Raw genomic sequence first — 22,559 nt, forward strand, 5'->3', positions numbered from 1 at the left:
GCCGTTCAGGTGAATGTGGGGCCGAACGAGAACGGCAGCGAGCCGACGCGGTTGTCGAAATTCGAATCGACCAGCTCCGGATCTCCCAGATTCCGCATGACGGGCCGTCGGTCGATCAGTTCCCGGAACAGGGCCGTCATTTCGAGCCGGGCCAGATGCGCCCCCAGGCAGTGGTGCGGACCCCCGCCGCCGTATCCGAGATGAGGATTCGGCGACCGGGTGATGTCGAAGCGATCCGGATGGGTGAATACCGCCTCGTCACGATTGGCCGACGCATAGATGAGGGCGACTTTCTCCCCCGGAAGGAACGTACGGCCGCCGAGTTCGCATACTGTGGTGACGGTCCTGCGGAACTGGATGATCGGTGTCGAATGCCGGACGATCTCGTCCACGGCGCCGCCGATGTACCGGTCGAAGTCGGACCGCAGCAGCTCCCGCTGCTCCGGATGCCGGTCGAGCAGGAACAGCCCGTGCGCGATGGCGTTGCGGGTCGTCTCCACCCCGGCCACCAGCAGCAGCGAGAAGAAGGCCCCCAGCTGCCGACCGGACAGCGCCTCGCCGTCGATGTCCGCACGGACGAGCGCCGAGACGAGGTCGTCCTCGGGGCGCAGACGGCGCTCCCGGGCGAGCCGCCCCATGGCCCACTGCATCCGGGCCAGCGACGCGAGACCCCGGCCGGGGATCCGCAGCCGGGCCCGGCCCCGGCGCTCGACGCCGACATGCTCCGACGCGTGGTCGATCTGCTCCGCGATCCGCGCCCGGTACGCCTGCGGGATGCCCATCAGGTCGCAGATCACCTCCAGCGGCAGCCGCGAGGCCGCCGACGGCATGAAGTCCCCGGGGCGCTCGGCGATCAGCTCGTCGACCAGCCGCCCGGCGAGCCGGCCGACGTTCTCCTCGGCGTCCGCCAGCAGCCGCGGGGTGAACCGCCGCGAGATGATCCGGCGCAGCGCCGCGTGCTCGGCCCCGTCCATGTTGACCATCGAGTTCCCGAACAGCGCCTTCGCCCAGCCGGCCGGCTCCGGGGTGGTGACCCCCGGGGCGCTCGCGAACACCTGCGGTGTGCGGCTCGCGGTCCGCACGTCGGCGTGGCGCACCAGGGCGTGGAACGGTTTGCCGGAGGTACGCGCGGTACCCGGCCGCGGAGTGAACAGCACCGGCGCGTCCAGCTCCCGCAGCAGGGCGAACGCCCGGAGCCGGTCGGGGCGCGGCAACCGCCAGAAGGCGGGGTCGGCCAGATCGACGTCCGCCGCGCTCGGCACACGGTCCCCGGACAACTGGTACGGAACGGTCATGTCCATCACCTCCACGGTTCGCCAGGCCATGTTCCGGTCCGCCGGCCGTGCGGGGCCCCGCGACGCGGCCCGCCGCGCCCGATGGCCCCCCGTCCTCACGCGTTTGACGGAACGTGACCGTCGCGTGTGCGCCGTACGCCGCACGCACGAGAACTGTTTCGCGACCGCCTCGTTGTCAACATCGCCATCAGCAGCACCTCGGACGAGTTAACGAGGCGAGTCAACGAGAGGCAGGCAGTCATCCCATGAGCCCCACCCCCGCGAAACCGGGCGGCACCCGCGTCCCCTCCCGGCGGATCGTCCTGCGCGGAGCCTTCACCGCCGCAGTGGTCACGGGCACCGCAGGCGCCCTGCTCCCGCTGCTCGACCGTGAGCAGGCCGAAGCGGCCCGGCCCGCAGCGGGCCCCGAGGCGTCCGGAAGCGGCGCCGGAGCGACGACGGCGAAGGAATCCACGACGGAGGAGTTCGCCGAGATGTACCGGGGCCGGGAGATCCGGGGGACGGCGACCGTCGTCGTCCCCGCGGGCGTCCCGGACGACGACCGGGTGGCGGTCGCCGTCGAACCGGTCACCGAGATCCGCATCGACGGCAGACCGCTGCACGTCATGAGGCGGGCGGACGGCACCTATCTGAGCGACGTCCGGCACTACGAGTCGTACCCGACGCTGCTGGAGACGGCCCGCGCCGCAGTCGACGAACTCGGCGCCGCCAGGCTCTCGCCCCCCGCCGCGCACCGCATGTGAACCAGGAGGACCAGCACCGGTGTACACCCGCAAGAACCAGCGCGACCTCACGCGCACCGAGAAGCGCCGGCTCGTCGACGCGATCCTGAAACTCAAGCGCACGGGCCGCTACGACGACTTCGTCGTCATGCACCGCGAGTACTACGTGATGGACACCGAGCGCAGGCCGCGCCCGGCGCACATGACGTCCTCGTTCTTCCCCTGGCACCGCCAGTACCTGCTGGAGTTCGAGAAGGCCCTCCAGGGCGTCGACGCGGGCGTCAGCGTCCCCTACTGGGACTGGACCCAGGACAACAAGCCGACCTCGTCGCTGTGGGCGGAGGACTTCCTCGGCGGCAACGGCAGGCCCGGCGACCGCCGGGTCACCACCGGAGCCTTCGCCTACGAGGCGGGCAACTGGAGCGTCGGAAAGGGAGTCACCGACGAGAACTACCTCACCCGCAACTTCGGCAGGCCCGGCGGCAACCCCGTCTCCCTCCCCACCAAGGACGACGTGGCGCGGGCGCTGAAGGACCCGGTCTACGACACCGAGCCCTGGAACAGCATCAGCACCGAGGGCTTCCGCAACCGCATCGAGGGGTGGGGGATCCGGAACGTTCGGCCGGTGGGCCTCCACAACCAGGTCCACCAGTGGGTCGGCGGCCCGATGGCGGGCGCGGCCTCCCCCGAGGACCCGGTGTTCTGGTTCCACCACTCCTTCGTCGACCTGCTGTGGGACCGGTGGCGCAAGGCGCACCCGAAGTCCGCCTACCTCCCGGGCCGCAAGCCCGCCTCGCCCAGCCAGGACCGTCGGTACGTCTTCGGACTGGACGAGGCGATGCCCCCCTGGGGCGTCACCCCGAGGAAGCTCCTCGACCACGGCAAGGTCTACCGCTACGCCTGAGCCCGCACGAAGGAACGGCCGGCCCCCTCCGTGCGGAGGGAGCCGGCCGTTCCGGTGCTGCCGGTGATCAGCGGCCGTAGCCGTAGTCCCCGTCGCCGCCGTTGTCGTGGCCCCCGGAGGCGTTGACGCAGGTGTTGCCGAAGGCCGGGTTCAGCAGGCCGATCACGTTGATCGTGTTGCCGCAGAGGTTCACCGGCACGTGCACCGGGACCTGGACGCTGTTGCCCGAACCGACGCCGGGGGAGGCGGCGGCGAGGCTCTGCGCGCCGGCGTCCGCGGACGCCATGCCGGCGCCGCCGGCGATCAGCGCGCCGGTGCCGGCCATGACAGCGGCAACCTTCGTCATGCGAGACATTGAGAACTCCTTGTAAAGAAGGGGGTGTGCTGCGGACACGAGGCCCGCACCCCCTGACAACGCGAAAGACGCCGGACGGTAACGGATCAGCGCATAGGTGATATCTCCGACGCCCCTGTCCGGCGTACGCCCGGCGCGTCAGCGGCCGATCACCGGAAGCCCCGTCAGCCGCTCGTGCCAGTCCCGCGCCGATGGGAAACGGGCCTTCACCGTCTCCACCGCCCGCTCCCGCACCGCCACCTGCGACTCGCGCAGCCGCAGCAGCGGCTCCAGCCCCGGACGGGCCAGCAGCAGCCGCTGGTTGACCACCGGCACCGGCCCCCAGTGGTTCTTGTAGCTCTCCGCGCCGCGCAGCAGACTCAGCACCTCGCGCCCGGCGTCCGAGGCCTGCTGGGCCACCTCGCGCAGCAGCATCGTCGACACATCGACCTTCCGTTCGCGCAGCGCCGGATCCGCGCCGTACAGATAGCCGCCCGTCAGATGCCCGGACTGCAACGACAGGTTGGACGCCACCACCTCGCCGTTCAGCCGGAACTCGGTCATCGCCGCCGTGCCGTCCGCCACCATCCGCCCCACCGACCGGACCAGATGGTCCGAGAACCGGGCCCGCAGATGCTCGGGATTGACGCCCCGGCCCTCCCACTGCCTCTCGTGCAGCCGCAACAGCGTGCCGACCGCCGCCGGCACCCCGTCCTGCGGGATCCGGTGCGCCTCGACGCCCAGCGCCTCGACCTTGCGCAGCTTCGAGCGCAGCCGCTGCCCCCGCGAACCCGTCAGCCGCGCCACGAGATCGCCCAGCGGCTCGGCCGGAAGCTCCATGCACGTCGAGTCCGTGAGCCGGCTCCGGGCCCCCGGCCACCGCCCGAACAGCAACTGCGCCGACGCGTCCGGCCGGACCTCCCGCAGGTCCACCACGGTGTGCCGGGCGGCCCGGTCCAGACCGCGCCCCAGCGCCCCCACCGCGTACCCGGCCTCCTCCTCGTCCAGCAGGATGTCGAAGAAGTCGGAGATGGCCCCGCCCATCGGGACGAGCAGCGGCATCGGACGGTGCACCAGCATCAGCGGCGCCGCCCCGATCAGCCGCCCCGCCCGGCGCACCAGCAGCACCCGCAGCCGGCCCTCCTGGCCGTAGGAGATCCACCACGAGTGGAGCCAGGCGTGGCTCTGGAACGGGGTGGCGGTGGCGCACCGGCGGTGCAGGGCGTCCCACTCCCCGGCGAGCGCGCCGAACTCCCGGAAGTCCCGGCACAGCGTCACGGCGAGGCCGCCCGCCCGGAGGCCCGTCATCGGACGAGCTCCCGTTCGTCCTGGGCGACGTTGCCGCCCTCGGCCGTCGGCCCCGGCACCTGCGCCGAGACGCTCCAGCCCGCCCGGCGTGGCCGGACCAGCAGCACGAGCCCGCCCAGCAGACCGCCCGCCGCGGCCCCCACGGCGGTGCCCAGCGGCATCGACGGCGAGACCGGCCGGTCCGGCGTCATCGCATGGGTGAACTTGATCAGCTTCACCCCGGTGTCCTTGGAGACATGGCCGCTGCTCACGATGACGGCCTCGATGACCGCGTTCGCGATGTCGGCCGCCTTGTGCCGGTCCTCGGAGGTGCCCGTCACCGCGATCATCGGCGAGTCGGGCGAGGTCTCCGACGTCACGTGGGACCGCAGTTCGCGCACCGGCTCACCCGCCGCGCCCTGGGCGTACGAGAGCGTCGCGTCGCTCGTGGTCAGCCGCCCGTACGACTGGGCGTACCCCAGCGCCGCCGAGGGGTCCGTCTCCCCTTCGGCGACCGCCATCGCATAGCTGGTGGCCTCGTACTGCGGCGCGGCGAACGCACCGTACGAGAGCCCGGACGCGGTGCCGATCAGTACGCAGACGGGCAGCGGCCACCAGTGCGGAAGCCGGGTGAGGGCGGTGCGCAGCCGACGGGCGACGGCGGGTCGCTGCTGCTCGGGTGACTCGGTCATGAAAGGGCTCTCCGGTTCGGTGGGGCGGTGTCGAGGGCGTACGCGTACACGTCCATCAGGCGCTCGCTGCTGCGTCTGATGTCGTAGTGGCCGACGGCCCGGGGCGGCGGCCGCCGGTCCGTGCGGGCCTGTATCAGCTGCCGCAGCCGGGCCGTCAGCTCCTCGGGGCTCCCGGCGATCCGGGTGGCGCCCGGGGCGTGGGCGGCGGGCAGGTCGTCGATGGCGGGGCAGGCGTCGTGGAGGACGGGCAGCCCGGCGGCGAGCGCCTCCACGGCGGCCAGCCCGAAGGACTCCTCGCGGGACGTGGAGACGAAGACGTCCAGGGCGCTCAGCAGCGCCGGCACCCCCGGAACCGGACCGTCCCCGTCCTCGTCGCACTCCCCGAGGAACCGGATCCGGTCCACGGCCCCCAGCCGCAGGGCCAGCGCGCGCAGCGCCCCCGCCTCCGGACCGTCCCCGGCCAGCAGCAGTCGGGCATCCGGCAGCGCGGCGACCGCGCGGATCAGCACGTCGAACCGCTTGCCCGGCACCAGCCGGCCGACCCCGCCGACGACGAACGCCTCCTCGGGGATGCCCAGCGCCGCCCGTACGGAGGTCCGCCGCGCCCCGTCGAAGCGGAACCGGTCCGCGTCGATGCCGTTGGGCACCAGCCGGATCCGGTCGGCGGGCACTCCCCAGTCCCGCAGCCGGCCGGCCACGGTGGAGGAGACGGCGACCGTCGCCGCGCCGAGCCGTTCGGTGGAGAGGTAGAGGGCGCGGATGGACCGGGTGAGCGGGCGGCCCTCGATCTCAGCACGCCCCAGGGAGTGTTCGGTCGCGACGGTGGCCCGGGTCCCGGCGAGCCGGGCCGCGATCCTGCCGTACACACAGGCCCGGTAGAGATGCGTGTGGACCAGGTCGTAGCGGCCGTCCCGGATCAGCCGGGCCAGCCTGCCGACGGCCGAGAGATCCCGGTTGCCGCGCATCCCCAGGTGGGTCACCCGGATCCCGTCGGACCGCAGCTCCTCGGCCACCGCCCCCGGGTTGGTGAGCGTCACGACGTCGCACTCCACCGGCAGATGGCGCAGCAGCAGCCGCAACTGCCGCTCGGCGCCACCGACCCCGAGTCCGGTGATGACGTGCAGCGCCCTCACCGCGGACCGCCCGCCCGCGCGGGCGTGGCGTTCCGGGAGCCCGCACCGGGCACCGCCACCTGCCGCAGCCCGTGCCGCAGATCCTTCGCCCACAGCCGCACCCCCCGGTCCGCCTGGCTGATGTGGGTGCGGGGCAGGGCGAACCGGCTGAGCAGCGGGCCCGGGGCCAGCGCGCACGCATAGCCGTAGCCCGCCGTGCGCGCGGCCTCGGTGACCCGGCGGTCGAGGATGCCGTACGGGTAGCAGAAGCCCTCCGGGAGCGAGCCGGTCAGCTCGCCGATCAGCTCCCGGCTGTCGGCCGTCTCGCGGCGCAGCTCCTCGTCCGACAGCGCCGTCAGGTCCTGGTGGTACAGGCCGTGCGAGCCGACCTCCATGCCCGCGGCGGCCACCCGCCGGACGTCCTCGTGGGTGAGCAGCGGCTTGCGCGGGCCCAGCGGATCCCACGCGTTGACCCCTCCCGGCCGGCCCGGCAGCACGAACACCGTTGCCCGGCAGCCGTGCTTGCGCAGCACCGGCAGCGCCTCGCCGAGGAAGTCCGCGTACCCGTCGTCGAAGGTCAGCCCGACCAGCCCGCGCCGCCCGGACGCCCCCGCGCGCAGCAGCTCCGACACCCCCACCCCGGTCAGCCGCCGGCTGCGCAGCCAGGACAGCTGCTCGTCGAGGCGCTCGGGGGAGACGGTGATGCCGTACGGATCGTCGCTCGGATCCGTCACCGAGTGGTACGTGAGGATCCACGGCTGACGGCGGGTGTGCGGGCGGAGCCGGGACGAGGGAGCGTCGGCGCAATGTGCCGAGGATTCAGCGGCCATCAAGGAACCTCCGTCGGGTGAGTGCCAGCAGGGAAACGACCTCGGGCGAGCGCAGGGCCAGCCCGGACAGGAAGAACACGGCGGGGACGAGGAGACACCCGGCGGCCAGGCTCAGCACCGGGTCGGGAACGAGCGGCGCGCAGGCCCAGCCCGCCGCGCCCGCCGCCAGCGACGCCCCGGTGAGCCGGCCCAGCGAGAGCGCCACGGCCGGCGTCCGGATCGGCACCACCCGGGTGCCGAGGCCCATGAGGAGCAGCAGCGCCGTCGTGCTGATGCCGATGGCGTTGGCGGTCGCGATGCCGTCCACCCCGAAGCGGTACGTCAGCGCGTACCCGGCCCCCATGGTGACCAGCAGCCCGGTGCCCATCGCGAACGCCGGGAACCAGGTGGGCCGCCCGGACGAGAAGAACGGCCGGCTCAGCGCGCCGACCAGGCAGTGCCCCAGCAGCCCCAGTGCGTACACCCGCATCACCTGCGCGGTGGAGTCGGTGTCGGCGACGTCGAACGCGCCGCGCTGGAAGAGCACTTCGATGATCTGGGGCGCGTAGCCGAGGACCACCGCCGTGCCGAGCAGCACCACCATCCCGGCCAGTGCCAGATCCCGCTCCACCCGCAGCCGGGCCTTCTCCCGGTCTCCGGCGGCCATGGCCTGCGCGACCACCGGGAAGGTCACCGTGCAGATCATCAGCGACAGCACCATCGGCATCTGCGCGACCTTCTGCGCGTAGTTCAGATGCGAGATCGCGCCCGCCGGGAGCGTGGAGGCCAGGAACCGTTCCACCAGCACCTGGGACTGACGGCTGACCACGAACAGGACCACCGGCGCCAGCACCGCGAACCCCAGCAGCGGAGCGGTCCGCGCGGCCCGCCGCCCCGGCCGCCCGAGCCGCGGCAGCCGGGGCCGCGCGAGCGGTACCAGCCGCAGGAACATGGGCAGTTGGGTCAGGATCATCAGCGCGCTGCCGACCGCGACCCCCACCGCAGCGGCCCGCACCCCCCACACGGAGTGCAGAGCCAGCGTCATCCCGATGATGCCGAGGTTGTACGCGACATAGACCCCGGCGGGCGGCAGGAAGCTGCGGTGCGCGCGCAGCGCGGCGCTGAAGTAGCCGGTGATCCCGAACGTGAGGACGGTGACCGCGGTCAGCCGGGTGCAGTCCACCGCGAGCCGCGGATCGGCGAGCCCCGGGGCCAGGACGCCCACGACCCACGGGGCGCCCGCGATCAGCAGGGCCGCGCCGCCGGAGAGCAGGAGGAAGAGACGCGGGAGCGTGGCCGCCACGAGATCCCGTACGGGGTCGGATCCGGGAGTTTTGCCGGCCTCGGCCCGTCGGGTCAGGGCCAGGCTGAAGGCCGGGACGAGGAGGAGCGCCATCCCGTCCTCGATCAGGAGCGTCGCCGCCATCTCGGGCACGGTCCAGGCGATCAGGAACGCGTCGCTCGCGTCGCTCGCCCCGAAGTACCGGGCGATGGCCTGGTCCCGCACCAGCCCGAGCACGGCCCCCAGCACGGTCAGCACCGCCGTGGCCGCCGCCGCACGGGCGAGGAAGGACCCGAGCCGCGGCGCCTCGCCGCTCTCCGTACCCGGCGCGGCGCCGGGGGAGAGGGGCCCCTCCGGGCCCGCCCCCGGGGCCGGGAGCAGCGGCGGGGCCGGGGCGGAGGCAGGGAGCGGCGGCGGTACCGCCGCTGGGTCCGCCGGGCGCGCTCCCGTCTCCGTGCCCGTACCGCTCTCGCTCATGCGGCGCTCACCCGGTCCGGCTCGGCCAGCGCCCACCAGGCCGCCAGCCCCAGCACGACCCCGCTCAGCACCGTGGTGGGCCCGCCGATGTCCGCGTACAGGAAGTTGACGCTCTGCCAGGTCATCAGCGCGACCGCCACCAGACCGCAGTCCATGGCCGCGTGTCCGCGCGAGCGGGCCAGGCGCAGCCGGCGGACCGCGCCTACCAGGATCGCCGCCCAGCTGCCGACGAGCGCGGTCAGTCCGATCAGGCCCTGTTCGCCGAGGACCAGGAGATACATGTTGTGCGGGGACAGGAGGGCCTGCCGGCGGAACTCCTGGCCCGCCCCGGCGGTGTCGCTGCCGGAGGAGAGCCCGATGGAGGCGTGTCCGTCGCGGTGGTCGGGGAAGCCCTTGAGGCCGACCCCGGCGGCGGGCCGCTCGCGCCACATCGCGCCCGCCGCGCTCCACATGGCGTAGCGGTCGCTGACCGAACGGTCCGGGGTGCTCGTCACCCGGGTGACGCTGGCGGCCCGGTCCGCGATCATCTCGGAGCCGATGCCGAACCCGCCGACCACCACCACCCCGGCCGCGCCCAGCACCGCCAGCGACGTGAGAGCCTGCCGCCGCCCGGCCAGCGCCAGCGCGGCGAGGACCGCGGCGGCCGTGGCGATCCACACGCCCCGGCTGAACGACAGCGTCAGCGGCACGATCAGCGCGACGGCGAGGACGGCGGCCGCCGGCCGCAGCCAGGACGGGGCGGCGCCGGGCGTGCGCAGGGCGCAGGCGGTGGCGGCGAGCAGCCCGTAGGCGACGACGGTCGCCATGCCCATGATGTCGCTGGGGCCGAAGGTGCCGACCGCCCGGATGTCCTCGCCCATGTAGGACGCGCCGGTCCCGGTGACGTACTGATGGACGCCCGTGACACCCTGGACGACCGCCAGCAGCACCAGCGCACCGGCGACGACCCGGAACCCGTACGCGTCCTCGACCAGCAGGAACACCGCGACCGGTACGAGGACGAAGACCTGGAGATAGCGGACGAGCCCCGGCAGGGCGGCCGCCGGGTCCGCCGCCGTGACCGTGGCCACCGCGAAGCCCACCACCGGCAGGCCCAGGACCAGTGCGGCGGCGGCGCTCAGCGGGCGTCGGCGCAGATACAGCAGCCGGCCCACGCACAGGAGCACCGCCATCCCCGAGGCCAGATCGGCCGGTCCGACCGCCGGGCCGCCGCCCCCGCCGGCGACCCCGTAGGGCAGGGCGGGCAGCAGAACGGTCGCGACCAGCGGCAGCAGCGGCCACCGGCTCCGCCAACCGCCCCGCCGGGGGCGGGAGACGGCACGGGGCGCGGACGACGGCGCCGGAGCGGGCCGGGTGAGGACTGCGGCCATGGTCAGCTGCCTCCGAGCCGGAACAGGGAACCGGCGGTCCGCGCCAGCACGCACGCGTCCTGCCACAGCGACCAGGTCTCGATGTAGCGGTTGTCGAAGCGGGCCCGCTCCTCGATCGAGGTGTCCCCCCGCAACCCGTTCACCTGGGCCAGCCCCGTGATGCCGACCGGCATCCGGTGACGGGCCTGGTAGCCGGGGTGGGCACGGCTGAACTGCGCCACGAAGAAGGGGCGTTCGGGGCGCGGGCCGACCATGCTCATATCGCCGCGCAGAACGTTCCACAGCTGCGGCAGCTCATCGAGGGAGGTCCGGCGCAGCACCCGGCCGACCCGGCTCATCCGTCCGTCGGACGCGACGTTCCAGCGGGTCGCGGACTCCTGGACGTCGGCGGGCCGCAGCGTACGGAACTTCAGCAGGACGAAGGGACGACCGTGCCGGCCGACGCGCTCCTGCCGGAAGATCACGCCCGGCCCGTCGGAAAGCCGCACGGCCAGGGCGCAGGCCGCCATCACCGGGGCCGCCAGCAGCAGTCCGACCGCGGCCAGGACGGCGTCCATCGCCCGCTTCACCCCATGACCGAGGGGACGGTCGGTCCCGTCGTGCAGGGGCTGGGCGGTGAAGCCCCACAGATGGTCCGGGCGGCCTCCCGCCGGAGGACCCGCGACCGCGCCCGGGCCGGTGACCAGCCACACCCGGCAGCCGTGCCCGGTGAGCAGGGTGAAGAGCGCGGCGCCGTCCGGGGTGGCCTCGGGCGGCGCGGTGAACACCGCGTGCCGCACGCTGTTCTGCACGACCGCCCGCCCCACCTCCTGGGGCGAACCGAGCACCGGCAGCGGCACGGTGTCGGAACCCGCCGGCTGCTTCTCGTCCCCGGCCGCCGGGGCGGCGACCAGCCCGACCGGCCGCAGCCCGTACGCGGGGTGGTCGTACAGGGCGGCCGTCACCTGACGGGCCAGCGGGCCCTGGCCCACGACCAGCGTGGACAGCGGGCGGCGGACGGCGGCCCGGCGCCGGGCCCGGTACGCGGCCGCACGCCCCGCGCAGGTCAGCGCGGTCTGCGTACCGGCCCCGTACGCGAGCACCGCCCAGCCGATCGCGTGCTGCGGGGCCCAGACGTCCAGCACCTCCATGGTCACGTACCACTGGAGGAGGGTGAGACCGGTGAGCGCGGGCAGTTCGGAGAGGACCGAGAAGGACAAGCGCATCCGGTACAGGCCGCGTTGGGCGAAGAGCAGCACCTGCACCACCGCCTGCGCGGCCACCAGCAGCCACGGCCAGGAGACCGGGACGACCAGGGCGAACGTCACGGCCGGGGCCAGGGCGTCCACACCCAGCAGCGGCACGGAACGGCCGTACCGGACGGCCCGGCGCTCACCGGGCCGCACCTGCGCACCGCCGCCGCTTCTTCGCGGCGGATGAACCGTGTGAGCCTGTACGGCTGTCGCCTGGCCGGATCCGGGAACCGGTGCACTCTCCATCGTCATCGCTCGGTGCGCTTCCTCGTCGTGGGGCCGGACATGCCGACAAGTTCCTGGTAGAGACCGGCAACCGCCCCCGCGGTCCGTCGGACGTCGAAGGCCGCCCGGGTGTGGCGCAGGGCCCGGTGGGACACCGCCTCGCGCAGTTCCGGGTCGGCGAGCAGCGCGGTCAGCGCCGCGGCCAGTGCCTCCGGATCCTCCGGAGGCACCAGACAGTGGTCCTCGTGGCCGGGCGGCAGGCTCTCCCGCGCCCCGTTCACGTCGGTCATCACGACGGGGCGGCCGCAGGCCATCGCCTCCAGCGGGGCCAGGGCCATGCCTTCCCAGCGGGAGGGCAGGACGAGGACGTCCGCCGCGTGGATCCACGGCCGTACGTCCGCGCAGGCTCCGGTGAACAGCACGCCCGGCGGGGCCGATGCCTCCAGGGCGCCCCGGTCGGGACCGTCGCCCACCAGGACCAGCCGGGCCCCGGCCACCGGCATCCGGCGCCAGGCCCGCAGCAGGACGTCCTGCCCCTTCTGCCGGGTCAGCCGGCCGACGCAGACGACCAGCGGGGCGTCGCGGTCGACACCGTCCCCTAAGGGCAGCGACGCGCGGGCCTCCGCGCGGCCGCCGGGGCGGAAGCGGTCGAGGTCGATGCCGTTGTGGATGACCGACCAGCGGGCCGCGATGCCCGCCTCCTGGCCGGTGCGGCGCTCCGACTCGCTGACGCACAGGATGTGATCGGCCCAGCGTGCCCCGAACCGCTCCCAGCCGAGGGCGAGTTCGGCGGTGCGCCCGCCGACGGCCTCGAACGACCAGGCGTGCGGCTGGAACACCGTGGGAACCCGGCCGCGCACCGCGATCCGGCCCGCCAGTCCCGCCTTGGCGCTGTGGGCGTGCACCACGTGCGGGCGGCTCGCGCGGACGATACGGCGCGCGGCGGCGACCTCACCGGCCAGCCGGGGGCCGGGGGCGCGGGTGGCGGACCAGTCGTGGACCTCGGCGCCCGCCGACGCCGCCCCGAGGGCCAGCGGGCTCCCGGGCGGACAGGCCACCACGGGGCGCAGTCCCGACCCGGCCTGGGCCCTGACGAGATCGGTGACGACCCGGGCCACTCCGCCGTCCACGGGCTGAACCAAATGAAGGACCGTCAATTGTCTTTCTTCACGACGCATGTGCAGCACGCACGGCTCTCTTCGCTCAATCCGGTCAGTAAGGCCCACCGGGCCCAAAGCCGAACTGCACTTTCGCAGAGATGTGGCGAAATCGTGCGCGTGACTCGCTCATACGACCACACGGGGATGACGCGTTCCGGAGGGCCGTTCGAGTGGCAGTGAGAGAGACCGGAGCATGGCCGAAACCCCTTTTCGGGCAGGTCGCGAAAGGGCTCGCGCGGGGCTGTCGCACGGAATGGCGGCAGTGCTCCGTACGCATGGCGCCGGTTATACCGTCACCTTTTTCCGCCTTACCGCACACCGCCGATCGCCGCATCGGATGGCATCACCATCCATCGGCCGATTACGCCGTTCTCGTGGTGCGGTCCGCGGTGCCGAAAGCGACGTCCGTGGCGCGCGCCACGATCTCCACCTCGTCGCCCAGCGCCCATTCCGCGACCCGCGAGGCCATCGCCGCCGGAACCACGTCGCTGATGTCCGGCGCGGCCGGAATGTCGTACGTGGCGTGGGCGTCGTGCGGCAGGACGACCCGGTAGTCCAGCTCCAGGGCCCGGCGGGCGGTGGCGAGCACACACATCTCCGACATCACCCCGCACACGGCGAGCGACCGGACGCCCGCCGCCGTCAGCTCGGCCGCCAGCGAGGTGTCCTCGAAGCCGTCGTCCTCGCTCTTGCGGATCACGCTCTCGCCCGGTCCGGTGCGCACCGGCAGACGCAGCTCCCACCCGGGCGTCCCGGGCTCGTCGGGCGCCCCGGCCGGGCCGTCGTTCTGCAGATGCACGACGAGCGCCCCGGCCCGGCGGGCCCGCTCGACCAGATCCGTCACCCGGTCCAGCAGCCGGGGCGCGTCGGGCACGGCGGCGTCCCCCGCGACGAATGCCTCCTGGACATCGACGACGAGCAGCGCCTGGACGGGAGCGGGGCGGCGGTCATACCGGAGGAGTCCTTACGTCGTCACGGCGGCGGCTCCGCGGGCGAAGCCCCGGCAACGCCCATCGTGCCGGACGACGGCCCGTGGCCGCCCACCGATTTCCGGCGGGCGGCCACGGGCCGGGGTGGCGCGGTCCACGAAGTCAGCCGGTGCGGTCCACGAGATACGGGATCAGCGTCAGCAGATCCGCACGGGCCTCCTCGGCCAGCGGCACCCGGTCCAGACAGTCGCGGGCCGCCGCCAGATGCTCCCGGGCCTCGGCGAGCGTGGCCCGCCGTCCGCCTGCCTCGTCGATCAGCTCGGCCGCACGGCGCGCCGCCCGGTCGTCGAGCGGTCCGGCGGAGGCGAGCAGCGCATCGAGGCGCCGGGCCGCCGGGTGGTCGGCGGACAGGGCCGCGAGCACCGGGTAGGTCTTCTTCAGCCGCCGCAGATCGCTGTGCACCGGCTTGCCGGTCACCTGCGGATCGCCCCAGATGCCGAGCAGATCGTCCACCGCCTGGAACGCCACCCCCACATGCCGCCCCGCCTGGTCCAGCGCCTCCGAGGTGGACGCCGGGGCGCCGGCCAGCGCCGCGCCCAGGGCGGCCGCGCAGCCGAGCAGGGAACCCGTCTTGAGGGTGGCCATCGAGCGGTACTCGTGCGGCAGGACCGCCCCGGGCCCGGTCCACGGCCGGGACTCGAAGAGCAGGTCCTGCGCCTGACCGCGCACCAGATCGCCCAGCGCGCCGGCCAGGTGCCGCACCGCGGCCGGACCGCCAGGGCCCGGCGCCTCCGCCAGCGTGGCGACGGCCAGCGCGAACAGGGCGTCCCCCGCGAGGACCGCCGGGCCCGTGCCGTACGCCTTCCAGAGCGTCGGCCGGCGGCGACGGGTCTCGTCGCCGTCCATGATGTCGTCGTGGATCAGGGAGAAGGTGTGGATCAGCTCGACGGCGACCGCACCGAGCACCGCGTCCGAACCGCAGCCGCCCGCGGCCTCCGCGCCGAGCACCGCGAGTGCCTGGCGCACCCCCTTGCCCTGCGATCCGGGCACCGGCTCGCCGCCCGTCCCGCTCCAGCCCAGCGAGAACGCCGCCGTCTCCGCGTGCCAGGGGTGAAGCCGGCCCACCGACTCCACCAGGGCCGGGCGCACCAGCTCGCGGCACCGGTCCAGTATCTGCGGGGCACTCGCCCGGCGGGTCGTGGAGAGCGTCATGCGCGGTCGCCCCTCCCGTCCGCCACGGGCTGTTCCACGCCGAGCTCGGCGTACGCCTTCTCGACCATCTCCCGGGCGTTCAGCAGCCCGATCCGGCTGAGCCTGCCCCGCAGTTCGTCCAGGTCGGCGGCGGTGGCCGCGCGGTCCCGGCCGAGCCTGGCCCGCGCCTTGACCAGGCCGAGGGAGGACAGCGCCTCGCCGCGCGGTTCGTCCATCGCGCGGAACTCGCCGAGCGCCTGCTCGTAGACCTCTCGGGCCTCCTCGTACCGCCCGGCCCGGAACAGCACGTTGGCCCGCATCTTGTGGTTGTACGCCAGGGCGCTGGACAGCTTCATCTCGCGGCAGGTGACCTCGGCCTCGGAGAGCAGATCGAGGGCCCGCCCGGTCGCCCCGTCCCGGAGGGAAACGATGTCGGCGATGCCGCGCAGCGCCCAGGCCCGGCCCCGCCGGTCGTCCGCGTCGCCCGCCAGGACCGCCGCCTCCTCGAACATCTCCAGCGCCGTGTCCAGCGAGCCGGTGTTGCGGTGGATCTGCGCGATGCCCTCCAGTGCCCACACGGTGTGCCGGGCCTCGCCCCGGGCGCGCGCCTCGGCCAGCAACTGTTCGTGCAGCGTCGCGACGGTGGCGTAGTCGCCCTGGATCCGCCCGGTCTCGGCGAGACCGGCCAGGGAGTAGCCGCGGGCGACCACATCGCCGCCCCGCTTGCCCAGCTCCGCGGCGAGGCCGAGCAGCCGGAACGCGAGCCGCAGCGCCCCGCGCTGCCGTGCCAGCGTGCCGCCGCTCCACAGCGCCCAGGCCATCGCCCCGGTGTTCCCGGCCGCCCGCGCGGCCCGGTAGCTGGCCTTCCAGGCCCGGTCGGCCTCCGCCACGTGCCCGAGCCTGCGGTGGGCCTCGGCCACGGCGAGGCCGGAGCGGGCCACCTCCTCCTGCGATCCGGAGAGCTCGGCCTGCCTCAGATGGCGTACTCCCTCGGCCAGTACGTCGGTGAGGGAGGCGTTCACCGACATCTTGGTGAGAGCTCCCTGGTACTCGGGCGCCAGTGCCTTGGTCTGCATGGGTGCCTTCCGCGCGGTGCCGGGCCCGCATCGGGGCGGCTATACCCTCTGCGTATACATGGGGGGTATAGTCGGCCGGTCGTGCAGGCCCGGATCATGTGGGGGTTGGACGCCGCTCGTCACACGCGGCGAACCGTCCTGTCATTGATCAAGACGGCAGCGGGCCGAGGAGGGTTGCTCGTACGGCCCAGCTCGTTCCGCTTTCGCTCACGATCCCGTTCCCGTGCCCGAAAGTGTGCCGAAAGCTCCTGTTCGCGCTGTGGCCCGCCCCCCCGAACGGCCGCTCCTGACCTGCGACGGCACCGCCGCCGCGCTCGAATGAACAGGTGATGGCGCCCCCGGACGACTGCCTCGCCCGCAATGAGTGGATCTGCGGCGCCTATCTCTCCAGCCGTCGCGAGATCCTCGTGGACGCGGTGCTGCAACACCTCCAGCTGACGGCCGCCGCGGTGGCCGTCGCCCTGGTGCTCGCCGTCCCGCTGGCCCTGGCGGCCCGCCGGTGGCGCTGGGCGGCCGGGCCGGTGCTCGGCCTGACGACGATCCTGTACACGATCCCGTCGCTGGCGATGTTCTCGCTGCTGCTGCCCCTGTACGGACTCTCCGCCGCGCTCGTCGTCGCGGGTCTGGTCCTCTACTCGCTGACGCTGCTCGTCCGCAACATCCTGGCCGGGCTCCGCGCCGTCCCCGAGGAGACCCGGCAGGCCGCCCGCGGCATGGGCTACGGGCCGCTGCGCCTGCTGCTCGCCGTGGAGCTCCCGCTCGCGCTGCCCGCCGCGATGGCCGGGCTGCGCATCGCGACCGTCTCCGCTGTCTCCCTGGTCACCGTCGGGGCGATCGTCGGCCACGGCGGACTCGGCAACCTCATCTACTCCGGCATGAACACCTACTTCAAGGCCCAGGTGCTCACCGCCTCCGTCCTGTGCGTCGTCATCGCCGTCGCCGCCGACCTGCTGCTCCTGGGAGCGGGCCGACTGCTGACGCCCTGGACCCGGAGGCGGGCGTGAGCACGCACCGGGACGGGAGGCGGGCGTGAACACCCTGGCGGACACCTGGTCCTGGCTCACCACCGCCGCGCACTGGTCCGGGCCGGACGGCGTCTGGAACCGGCTCGGCGAACATCTCTTCCTCACCGTCGTCTGCCTGCTCATCAGCTGCCTGATCGCCCTGCCCGTCGCCCTGGTCCTGGGCCACCTCGGCAAGGGCGGCGCGCTCGCCGTCAACCTCTCCAACATCGGCCGGGCCGTGCCCACCTTCGCCGTGCTGGTCCTGCTGCTGCTCACCCCCGTCGGCACGTACGGCCAGTGGTCGACGATCATCGCGCTGGTGCTGTTCGCCGTGCCGCCGCTCCTCACCAACGCCTACGTCGGCATGCGCGAGGTCGACCGGGACGTCGTCCGGGCCGCCCGGGGCATGGGCATGACCGGCCGTCAGATGCTGCTGGGCGTGGAACTGCCGCTCGCCCTCCCGCTGATCCTCACCGGTGTACGGATCGCCGCCGTGCAGCTGGTCGCCACCGCCACCCTCGCCGCACTGGCCGGCGGCGGGGGACTGGGCCGGATCATCACCGCCGGCTTCAACCTCGCCGCCACCCCGCAGGTGGTGGCCGGAGCGATCCTCGTGGCCGTCTTCGCCCTCCTCGTCGAAGGCCTCTTCGAGGCGGGGCAGCGCCTCGTGCCCCGGCGCGGACGGGAGGCCGTGTGAACCGCGCCCGCCGGGCCCTGGCCGCGCTGGCCCTCCTCGCCGCCACCGCCTGTACCACCGGGCCCAGCCTGGAGAACCAGGGCGAGGTCACCGCACCGCCCGGCGACAGCAGGGAACTCACCGTCGGCTCGGCCGGATTCACCGAGAGCGACCTGCTCGCCCAGATGTACGCCCTGCTCCTGGAGAACGCCGGATACTCCGCCGACATCATCGCCGTCACCAACCGGGAGATCTACGAACCCGCCCTGGAGAACGGGCAGATCGACGTCGTCGCGGAGTACGCGGCGACCTTCGCCGACTGGCTCAACGCCAAGGCCAACGGCGCCGACGCGCCCCCCGTCGGATCGCCCGACCTCGCCACCACCATGAAGGCGCTCCGCGCGCTGGCCGCCCCGCGCGGGCTGACCGTGCTCGACCCCGGCCGGGCCGTCGACCAGAACGCCTTCGCGGTCTCCGCCGCGTACGCGAGGAAGCACGGGCTCACGACCCTCAGCGACGTCGGCGCGGCGAAGCTGCCCGTACGGCTGGCGGCGGGCGACGAATGCGTCCAGCGGCCCTACTGCGCCCCCGGGCTGCGCAAGACGTACGGCATCGACGTCGTCGCCGTCGACCCGAAGGGCGTCGGCACCACCCAGGCGAAACAGGCGGTGCAGAACGGCCAGGACCAGATGGTGCTCACCACCACGACCGACGCCACCCTGGACCAGTTCGGCCTGGTCCTGCTGGGGGACGACAAGAACCTCCAGAACGCGGACTACGTGGTCCCCGTCGTCAACCGCGCCCGCGCCGGGAGTACCGGGGTGCGCGACGCCCTCGGCCGGCTCAACACCGTACTGACCACCGCCGACCTGGCGTCCATGAACGAGCAGGTCGACAGCTGGCGCCGGCTGCCCGAGGACGTCGCGCGCACCTACCTGGAGTCGAAGAAGCTCCTCCCGAAGGGCTGAGCCGGCCGACGGCTCAGGAGGCGGGCGGGGCCGGTGGCCAGGGCACATCCGTCAGCAGTGGCAGGATCTGCTCCTCCTCGTAGTCGAGGTGGGCCGTCAACTCCTCTGTCATCCGCGTCAGTTCGGCACGGAAGCGGTCCGGCTCGGTGATGGCGGCATCGGCCAGCAGGGCGGCGAGCGCCGACTGGAGCTCCCCGATGCCGCGGTGCTCCTCCCGCAGCCGCTCGAAGACGTCGGCCAGCTGGGGGTGGTAGCCCTCCATCGTGGGGAACATATGGCCGTCCTCGGCCGTGTGGTGGAACTCCAGCGCCTGGCAGAACGCCAGGCAGCGCTGCCGGATCTGCAGCCCGAGACCGGGCGCGGGCGGTTCGCCCGCACCTCCGTGGTCGGCCCGTGCGGCGAAGTGTGCCTCCGTCTCCGCGTGCACGTGCAGGAGTTGGGCGCGCAGCCAGGTGTGCACCTCCATCAGCTTGCCGGCGAGCGAGGTGATCGGGCGAGGCGTGTCGTCGGGGTCCGGCAGCTCCAGGACCACGACCGGCAGCACCCGGTCGGTCGCGGCCTGGTACTCCGCGTAGCCGGGCGCTTCGGCCACCACCCGGGCGAACAGCTCGTCGCGCCGGGCCCCTTCGGCCGGCACGGCGAGGGACGGGAACTCCTCGTCCCCCAACTCCACCTGAACGGAGGGGTGGGCGAGGAGATTGCGGTACCAGTCCGGATGCAGCGGTGCGCCGAGGTTGGAGCCGACGACGAGCAGCCGGCGGCCGTCGCGTACGTAGCCGAGCGGTGTGGTGTGCGGCTTCCCGGAGTGGGCGCCGGTGGTGGTCAGCAGAAGCAGATCGGCGCCCTCGAAGGGGCCGCCGACCTTCCCCGCGTTGGCGCGGAACTCGGCGATGACGGACTGCTGGAAGGCATGGGGCATGGAGGTTCTGGGTCTCCCGTGAGGAATGCGGGCAGGCGAGGGCCCGGCGCGGAGTGTCCGCGGTGAGGTGGTTCGGACGTGAAGGCGCTCGGAGCGCAGTGGCTCGGGGCGCGGCTGCTCAGAGGCAGGGGGCGATGAATCGACTCATGGCGTCATCCCTGGGAAGAAGGTGCCGGCTTGACCGCCGGCCGGCCCAGATCTCTTTGGCCGGCGTCACGCTGCACGCCTCCCATCACAACCCGGCCGGTGCGGGTCTGTCAACGCGCGGACGGGCGACGCGGGCACGGGCGGGCGAGGACGGGCAACGCGAGGACGGGCAACGCGAGGAAAACGCGTTGCCCGTTCTGAGGAAGCCTGCGACGCTTCCGGCCATGCCCGCCGAACAAGAGACCCTTGCGCCCCTGTCGACGACCCCTCGTGCACACCGGGTCGAGGCGCTCTTCTCGCACGGCCGCCTGGTGGCGATCCCGCGCAAGGAGGCCCGTCGGGAGCAGCTGCTCGTGCACCTCGCCGGCACGCTGTTCGAGCGGGAGCGTTCGTACACCGAGCGCGAGGTGAACGAGGTGCTGCTCACCGTCCACGAGGACTGTTCCGCGCTGCGCCGCTATCTCGTCGTGGCGGGGCTGCTGGTGCGGCCCCGGGACGGCAGCAGCTACCGCCGCGGACGCTGACCCGTGAACCGGGTCAGTTGAGCGTGTCGGGGTCCGGTCCGGTGCGCATGCCCCGGTCCAGCGCGGCGACGGCGTCCATCTCCGCGTCCGACAGCTCGAAGTCGAAGACGTCGATGTTCTGCCGGATCCGCTCGGGCGTGACCGACTTGGGGATCACGATGTTGCCGAGCTGGAGGTGCCAGCGCAGCACCACCTGGGCCGGGGACTTGCCGTGCCGCTCGGCGATGGAGACCAGCGTTTCCTCCTTGAGCAGCGCGCCCTGGGCCAGCGGGCTCCAGGCCTCGGTGGCGATGCCGTGCTCGGCGTGGAAGGCGCGCAGTTCGGCCTGCTGAAGGCCCGGGTGCAGCTCGACCTGGTTGACGGCGGGGACGAGCGTGCCCGTCTCCAGCAGCCGGCTCAGATGCGCGGGCTGGAAGTTGGAGACCCCGGCCGCGCGGATCCGGCCGTCGGCGACCAGCTTCTCCAGGGCGCGCCAGCTCTCCGGGTACAGGTCGTGGGCGGGCGTCGGCCAGTGGATCAGGTAGAGGTCGACGTGGTCGAGGCCGAGCTTGGCCAGGCTCGCGTCGAAGGCGGCGAGCGTCGCGTCGTAGCCCTGGTCGGCGTTCCACACCTTCGTGGTGATGAACAGCTCCTCGCGGGGGATCCCGGAGGCGGCCAGCGCACGGCCCACGCCGACCTCGTTGCCGTAGATCGCCGCGGTGTCGATGGACCGGTAGCCGGCTTCCAGCGCGGCGGAGACGGCGGCGGTGGTCTCGTCGTCGGGCACCTGGAAGACGCCGAAGCCGAGCTGGGGGATGGCCACGCCGTTGTTCAGCGTGACGGTGGGGACGGTGGACATGTGACGGCCTTCCGGTAGAGCGGTGCAGCGGTGTGCCTCGTGCGCGTCGCACGCCGCCATCTCTGGCGTACGACGTTTACTGGCGTCAACAATAATTGCATACGCGGGTTATCTGCAAACGCGGGCAAGGTGGATCGGATCACCCCCGCCCCTACGCGTCCGCCACCGAGTCGAACTCCACCTCCTCACGGCCCACCCCCTGCGCATCGGCGTCCACCGACCGGCGCAGCGCCTCGTGCAGCTTCGCCGGGGTGAGAACGCCGAGGAACCGGGCCCCGTCCAGCACCGCCACCCACCCCGCGTCGTGCTGGAGCATCTCGCTGAACGCCTGCTTCAGCGGCGCGCCCACCGGCACCCACGCGTCCATCCGGCGGGCCAGTGAACCCACCGTCGCCCCTTCGCCGGCCGGCCGCAGCGCGTCCGCCGACACCCAGCCGTGCAGCTCGCCCCCGCCGTTCAGCACCACCGCCCACCGGGCCCCCGTCGCCCCCAGCCGGGCCGCGGCCTCCCGGGCCGGCTCCTCCAGCAGGGCCACCGGCGGCTCCTCCAGGTCCTCCGGCTCGATCGCGGTGACCGACAACCGCTTCAGGCCCCGGTCGGAACCCACGAAGCGGGCCACGTACGGCGTCGCCGGGGTGCCGAGCACGGCGGCCGGGGTGTCGAACTGCTCGATGCGGCCCTCCCCGTACACCGCGATCCGGTCGCCCATCCGCACCGCCTCCTCGATGTCGTGCGTCACCAGGAGCACCGTCTTGCGCACCCGCTGCTGGAGCGCCAGGAACTCGTTCTGCAGCCGCTCCCGCACCACCGGGTCCACCGCTCCGAACGGCTCGTCCATCAGCAGCACCGGCGGATCCGCCGCGAGCGCCCGCGCGACACCCACCCGCTGCCGCTGGCCGCCCGAGAGCTGCGCCGGATAGCGCGAGCCGTACGTCTTCGGGTCCAGGCCCACCAGGTCCAGCAGCTCCGCCGCCCGCTCCCGGGCCCGTGCCCGCTTCCAGCCGACCAGCGCCGGTACGGTCGCGGTGTTGTCCAGGACCGTCCGGTGCGGGAAGAGGCCCACCTGCTGGATCACATAGCCGATCCGCCGGCGCAGCTTCACCGGGTCGATCCCGGCGATGTCCTCGCCGTCCACCAGGATCCGGCCCGAGGTCGGCTCGATCAGCCGGTTCACCATCATCATCGTGGTCGTCTTGCCGCAGCCGGACGGACCCACCAGGGTCACCAGCTCACCCTCCGCCACCTCGAAGGACAGCCCGTCGACCGCCGTCGTCCCGTCCGGATAGACCTTGCCGACCTCTTCGAACCGGATCATGTCTGCACGGTAGGAGCGTCCGGGCCGCGCCGCACACGGGCCGGGACCGTCCGGGGCACGGCCCCTTCGTC

Annotated in this window: 22 protein-coding genes; 6 read left to right on the plus strand and 16 right to left on the minus strand. The window is 73.4% G+C overall.

The genetic code is table 11. From position 1 onward, the window contains the following. Positions 1 to 5: 5 nt before the first annotated feature. Positions 6 to 1,295 (minus strand): cytochrome P450, encoded by a 1,290-nt coding sequence (locus tag KV381_RS34365; protein ID WP_218787355.1) that lies wholly within the window; start codon positions 1,293 to 1,295, stop codon positions 6 to 8. A gap of 245 nt (positions 1,296 to 1,540) precedes the next feature. On the opposite strand from KV381_RS34365, the gene KV381_RS34370 reads away from it, so the two are divergent. Then, complete coding sequence (locus tag KV381_RS34370) at positions 1,541 to 2,038, plus strand: tyrosinase family oxidase copper chaperone (RefSeq protein ID WP_098026873.1); 498 nt, start codon at positions 1,541 to 1,543, stop codon at positions 2,036 to 2,038. A gap of 19 nt (positions 2,039 to 2,057) precedes the next feature. Then, the gene (locus KV381_RS34375; protein WP_030081866.1) at positions 2,058 to 2,921 is read left to right on the plus strand and encodes a tyrosinase family protein; all 864 of its coding nucleotides are present in this window, start codon (positions 2,058 to 2,060) and stop codon (positions 2,919 to 2,921) included. Positions 2,922 to 2,988: 67 nt separating this feature from the next. On the opposite strand, the gene KV381_RS34380 is transcribed toward KV381_RS34375, so the two are convergent. The 12 genes from KV381_RS34380 to KV381_RS34435 form a co-directional block, all read right to left on the minus strand. Continuing rightward, positions 2,989 to 3,276: a chaplin gene (locus tag KV381_RS34380; protein ID WP_030081868.1), complete on the minus strand. Its 288-nt coding sequence runs from the start codon at positions 3,274 to 3,276 to the stop codon at positions 2,989 to 2,991. A gap of 138 nt (positions 3,277 to 3,414) precedes the next feature. Beyond that, positions 3,415 to 4,563 (minus strand): GNAT family N-acetyltransferase, encoded by a 1,149-nt coding sequence (locus KV381_RS34385; protein ID WP_098026874.1) that lies wholly within the window; start codon positions 4,561 to 4,563, stop codon positions 3,415 to 3,417. Further along, positions 4,560 to 5,234 (minus strand): lipopolysaccharide biosynthesis protein, encoded by a 675-nt coding sequence (locus KV381_RS34390; protein WP_098026875.1) that lies wholly within the window; start codon positions 5,232 to 5,234, stop codon positions 4,560 to 4,562. The genes KV381_RS34385 and KV381_RS34390 overlap by 4 nt, the downstream gene beginning before the upstream one ends. Further along, on the minus strand, positions 5,231 to 6,367 hold the full coding sequence (locus KV381_RS34395) for a glycosyltransferase (protein WP_218787036.1): 1,137 nt from the start codon (positions 6,365 to 6,367) through the stop codon (positions 5,231 to 5,233). The genes KV381_RS34390 and KV381_RS34395 overlap by 4 nt, the downstream gene beginning before the upstream one ends. Then, positions 6,364 to 7,176 (minus strand): polysaccharide deacetylase family protein, encoded by an 813-nt coding sequence (locus tag KV381_RS34400; protein ID WP_098026877.1) that lies wholly within the window; start codon positions 7,174 to 7,176, stop codon positions 6,364 to 6,366. Before KV381_RS34400 ends, KV381_RS34395 begins: the two co-directional genes overlap by 4 nt. Beyond that, complete coding sequence (gene murJ, locus KV381_RS34405; RefSeq protein ID WP_193463557.1) at positions 7,166 to 8,914, minus strand: murein biosynthesis integral membrane protein MurJ; 1,749 nt, start codon at positions 8,912 to 8,914, stop codon at positions 7,166 to 7,168. Before murJ ends, KV381_RS34400 begins: the two co-directional genes overlap by 11 nt. Continuing rightward, complete coding sequence (locus tag KV381_RS34410) at positions 8,911 to 10,284, minus strand: O-antigen ligase (RefSeq protein WP_218787037.1); 1,374 nt, start codon at positions 10,282 to 10,284, stop codon at positions 8,911 to 8,913. Before KV381_RS34410 ends, murJ begins: the two co-directional genes overlap by 4 nt. A 2-nt stretch (positions 10,285 to 10,286) precedes the next feature. Next, positions 10,287 to 11,768 (minus strand): sugar transferase, encoded by a 1,482-nt coding sequence (locus KV381_RS34415; protein ID WP_373461184.1) that lies wholly within the window; start codon positions 11,766 to 11,768, stop codon positions 10,287 to 10,289. Continuing rightward, entirely contained in the window at positions 11,765 to 12,919 is a 1,155-nt protein-coding gene (locus KV381_RS34420) for a glycosyltransferase (protein WP_032787599.1), read from the minus strand. Before KV381_RS34420 ends, KV381_RS34415 begins: the two co-directional genes overlap by 4 nt. Positions 12,920 to 13,262: 343 nt before the next feature. Further along, positions 13,263 to 13,823, minus strand: a complete 561-nt coding sequence (locus tag KV381_RS34425; RefSeq protein ID WP_218787356.1) for an isochorismatase family protein — start codon at positions 13,821 to 13,823, stop codon at positions 13,263 to 13,265. 169 nt (positions 13,824 to 13,992) lie between these two features. Continuing rightward, positions 13,993 to 15,042, minus strand: a complete 1,050-nt coding sequence (locus KV381_RS34430; RefSeq protein ID WP_030081888.1) for a polyprenyl synthetase family protein — start codon at positions 15,040 to 15,042, stop codon at positions 13,993 to 13,995. After that, complete coding sequence (locus KV381_RS34435; RefSeq protein WP_030081893.1) at positions 15,039 to 16,097, minus strand: tetratricopeptide repeat protein; 1,059 nt, start codon at positions 16,095 to 16,097, stop codon at positions 15,039 to 15,041. The genes KV381_RS34430 and KV381_RS34435 overlap by 4 nt, the downstream gene beginning before the upstream one ends. A 326-nt stretch (positions 16,098 to 16,423) precedes the next feature. Here KV381_RS34435 and KV381_RS34440 point away from each other — a divergent pair, with 326 nt between their 5' ends. From KV381_RS34440 to KV381_RS34450, 3 genes are read left to right on the plus strand one after another with little or no spacing between them, the layout of a single operon-like run. Further along, positions 16,424 to 17,101, plus strand: coding sequence for an ABC transporter permease (locus KV381_RS34440; RefSeq protein ID WP_030081895.1), 678 nt, complete (start codon positions 16,424 to 16,426; stop codon positions 17,099 to 17,101). Positions 17,102 to 17,126: 25 nt separating this feature from the next. Beyond that, a complete protein-coding gene (locus tag KV381_RS34445; RefSeq protein ID WP_030081896.1) occupies positions 17,127 to 17,798 on the plus strand; it encodes an ABC transporter permease in 672 nt (223 codons plus the stop codon). Next, positions 17,795 to 18,745, plus strand: a complete 951-nt coding sequence (locus KV381_RS34450) for an ABC transporter substrate-binding protein (protein WP_218787038.1) — start codon at positions 17,795 to 17,797, stop codon at positions 18,743 to 18,745. Before KV381_RS34445 ends, KV381_RS34450 begins: the two co-directional genes overlap by 4 nt. 13 nt (positions 18,746 to 18,758) lie before the next feature. Here KV381_RS34450 and KV381_RS34455 read toward each other — a convergent pair whose 3' ends face one another. After that, entirely contained in the window at positions 18,759 to 19,664 is a 906-nt protein-coding gene (locus KV381_RS34455; protein WP_030081900.1) for a nitroreductase/quinone reductase family protein, read from the minus strand. Positions 19,665 to 20,035: 371 nt separating this feature from the next. Between KV381_RS34455 and KV381_RS34460 the strand changes: the two genes are divergently transcribed. After that, entirely contained in the window at positions 20,036 to 20,335 is a 300-nt protein-coding gene (locus tag KV381_RS34460; RefSeq protein WP_218787039.1) for a DUF2087 domain-containing protein, read from the plus strand. A 13-nt stretch (positions 20,336 to 20,348) separates the two neighbouring features. Here KV381_RS34460 and KV381_RS34465 read toward each other — a convergent pair whose 3' ends face one another. Together KV381_RS34465 and KV381_RS34470 are read right to left on the minus strand one after the other, a co-directional pair. Beyond that, a complete protein-coding gene (locus KV381_RS34465; protein WP_030081904.1) occupies positions 20,349 to 21,173 on the minus strand; it encodes an aldo/keto reductase in 825 nt (274 codons plus the stop codon). Positions 21,174 to 21,324: 151 nt separating this feature from the next. Continuing rightward, positions 21,325 to 22,488, minus strand: coding sequence for a betaine/proline/choline family ABC transporter ATP-binding protein (locus KV381_RS34470; RefSeq protein WP_086778544.1), 1,164 nt, complete (start codon positions 22,486 to 22,488; stop codon positions 21,325 to 21,327). Between the last annotated feature and the right edge of the window lie 71 nt (positions 22,489 to 22,559).

This window comes from Streptomyces sp. WY228, assembly GCF_019287315.1.
Lineage (GTDB): Bacteria > Actinomycetota > Actinomycetes > Streptomycetales > Streptomycetaceae > Streptomyces > Streptomyces caviscabies.

What these genes read in the sequence shown, in the direction of transcription:
- murJ (WP_193463557.1), bottom strand. Translation starts at nt 8,914, where the DNA reads ATGAGCGAGAGCGGTACGGGCACGGAGACGGGAGCGCGCCCGGCGGAC.
- KV381_RS34410 (WP_218787037.1), bottom strand. Translation starts at nt 10,284, where the DNA reads ATGGCCGCAGTCCTCACCCGGCCCGCTCCGGCGCCGTCGTCCGCGCCC.
- KV381_RS34470 (WP_086778544.1), bottom strand. Translation starts at nt 22,488, where the DNA reads ATGATCCGGTTCGAAGAGGTCGGCAAGGTCTATCCGGACGGGACGACG.
- KV381_RS34415 (WP_373461184.1), bottom strand. Translation starts at nt 11,768, where the DNA reads ATGACGATGGAGAGTGCACCGGTTCCCGGATCCGGCCAGGCGACAGCC.
- KV381_RS34390 (WP_098026875.1), bottom strand. Translation starts at nt 5,234, where the DNA reads ATGACCGAGTCACCCGAGCAGCAGCGACCCGCCGTCGCCCGTCGGCTG.
- KV381_RS34435 (WP_030081893.1), bottom strand. Translation starts at nt 16,097, where the DNA reads ATGCAGACCAAGGCACTGGCGCCCGAGTACCAGGGAGCTCTCACCAAG.
- KV381_RS34400 (WP_098026877.1), bottom strand. Translation starts at nt 7,176, where the DNA reads ATGGCCGCTGAATCCTCGGCACATTGCGCCGACGCTCCCTCGTCCCGG.
- KV381_RS34460 (WP_218787039.1), top strand. Translation starts at nt 20,036, where the DNA reads ATGCCCGCCGAACAAGAGACCCTTGCGCCCCTGTCGACGACCCCTCGT.
- KV381_RS34420 (WP_032787599.1), bottom strand. Translation starts at nt 12,919, where the DNA reads ATGCGTCGTGAAGAAAGACAATTGACGGTCCTTCATTTGGTTCAGCCC.
- KV381_RS34365 (WP_218787355.1), bottom strand. Translation starts at nt 1,295, where the DNA reads ATGACCGTTCCGTACCAGTTGTCCGGGGACCGTGTGCCGAGCGCGGCG.
- KV381_RS34370 (WP_098026873.1), top strand. Translation starts at nt 1,541, where the DNA reads ATGAGCCCCACCCCCGCGAAACCGGGCGGCACCCGCGTCCCCTCCCGG.
- KV381_RS34430 (WP_030081888.1), bottom strand. Translation starts at nt 15,042, where the DNA reads ATGACGCTCTCCACGACCCGCCGGGCGAGTGCCCCGCAGATACTGGAC.
- KV381_RS34385 (WP_098026874.1), bottom strand. Translation starts at nt 4,563, where the DNA reads ATGACGGGCCTCCGGGCGGGCGGCCTCGCCGTGACGCTGTGCCGGGAC.
- KV381_RS34455 (WP_030081900.1), bottom strand. Translation starts at nt 19,664, where the DNA reads ATGCCCCATGCCTTCCAGCAGTCCGTCATCGCCGAGTTCCGCGCCAAC.
- KV381_RS34380 (WP_030081868.1), bottom strand. Translation starts at nt 3,276, where the DNA reads ATGTCTCGCATGACGAAGGTTGCCGCTGTCATGGCCGGCACCGGCGCG.
- KV381_RS34465 (WP_030081904.1), bottom strand. Translation starts at nt 21,173, where the DNA reads ATGTCCACCGTCCCCACCGTCACGCTGAACAACGGCGTGGCCATCCCC.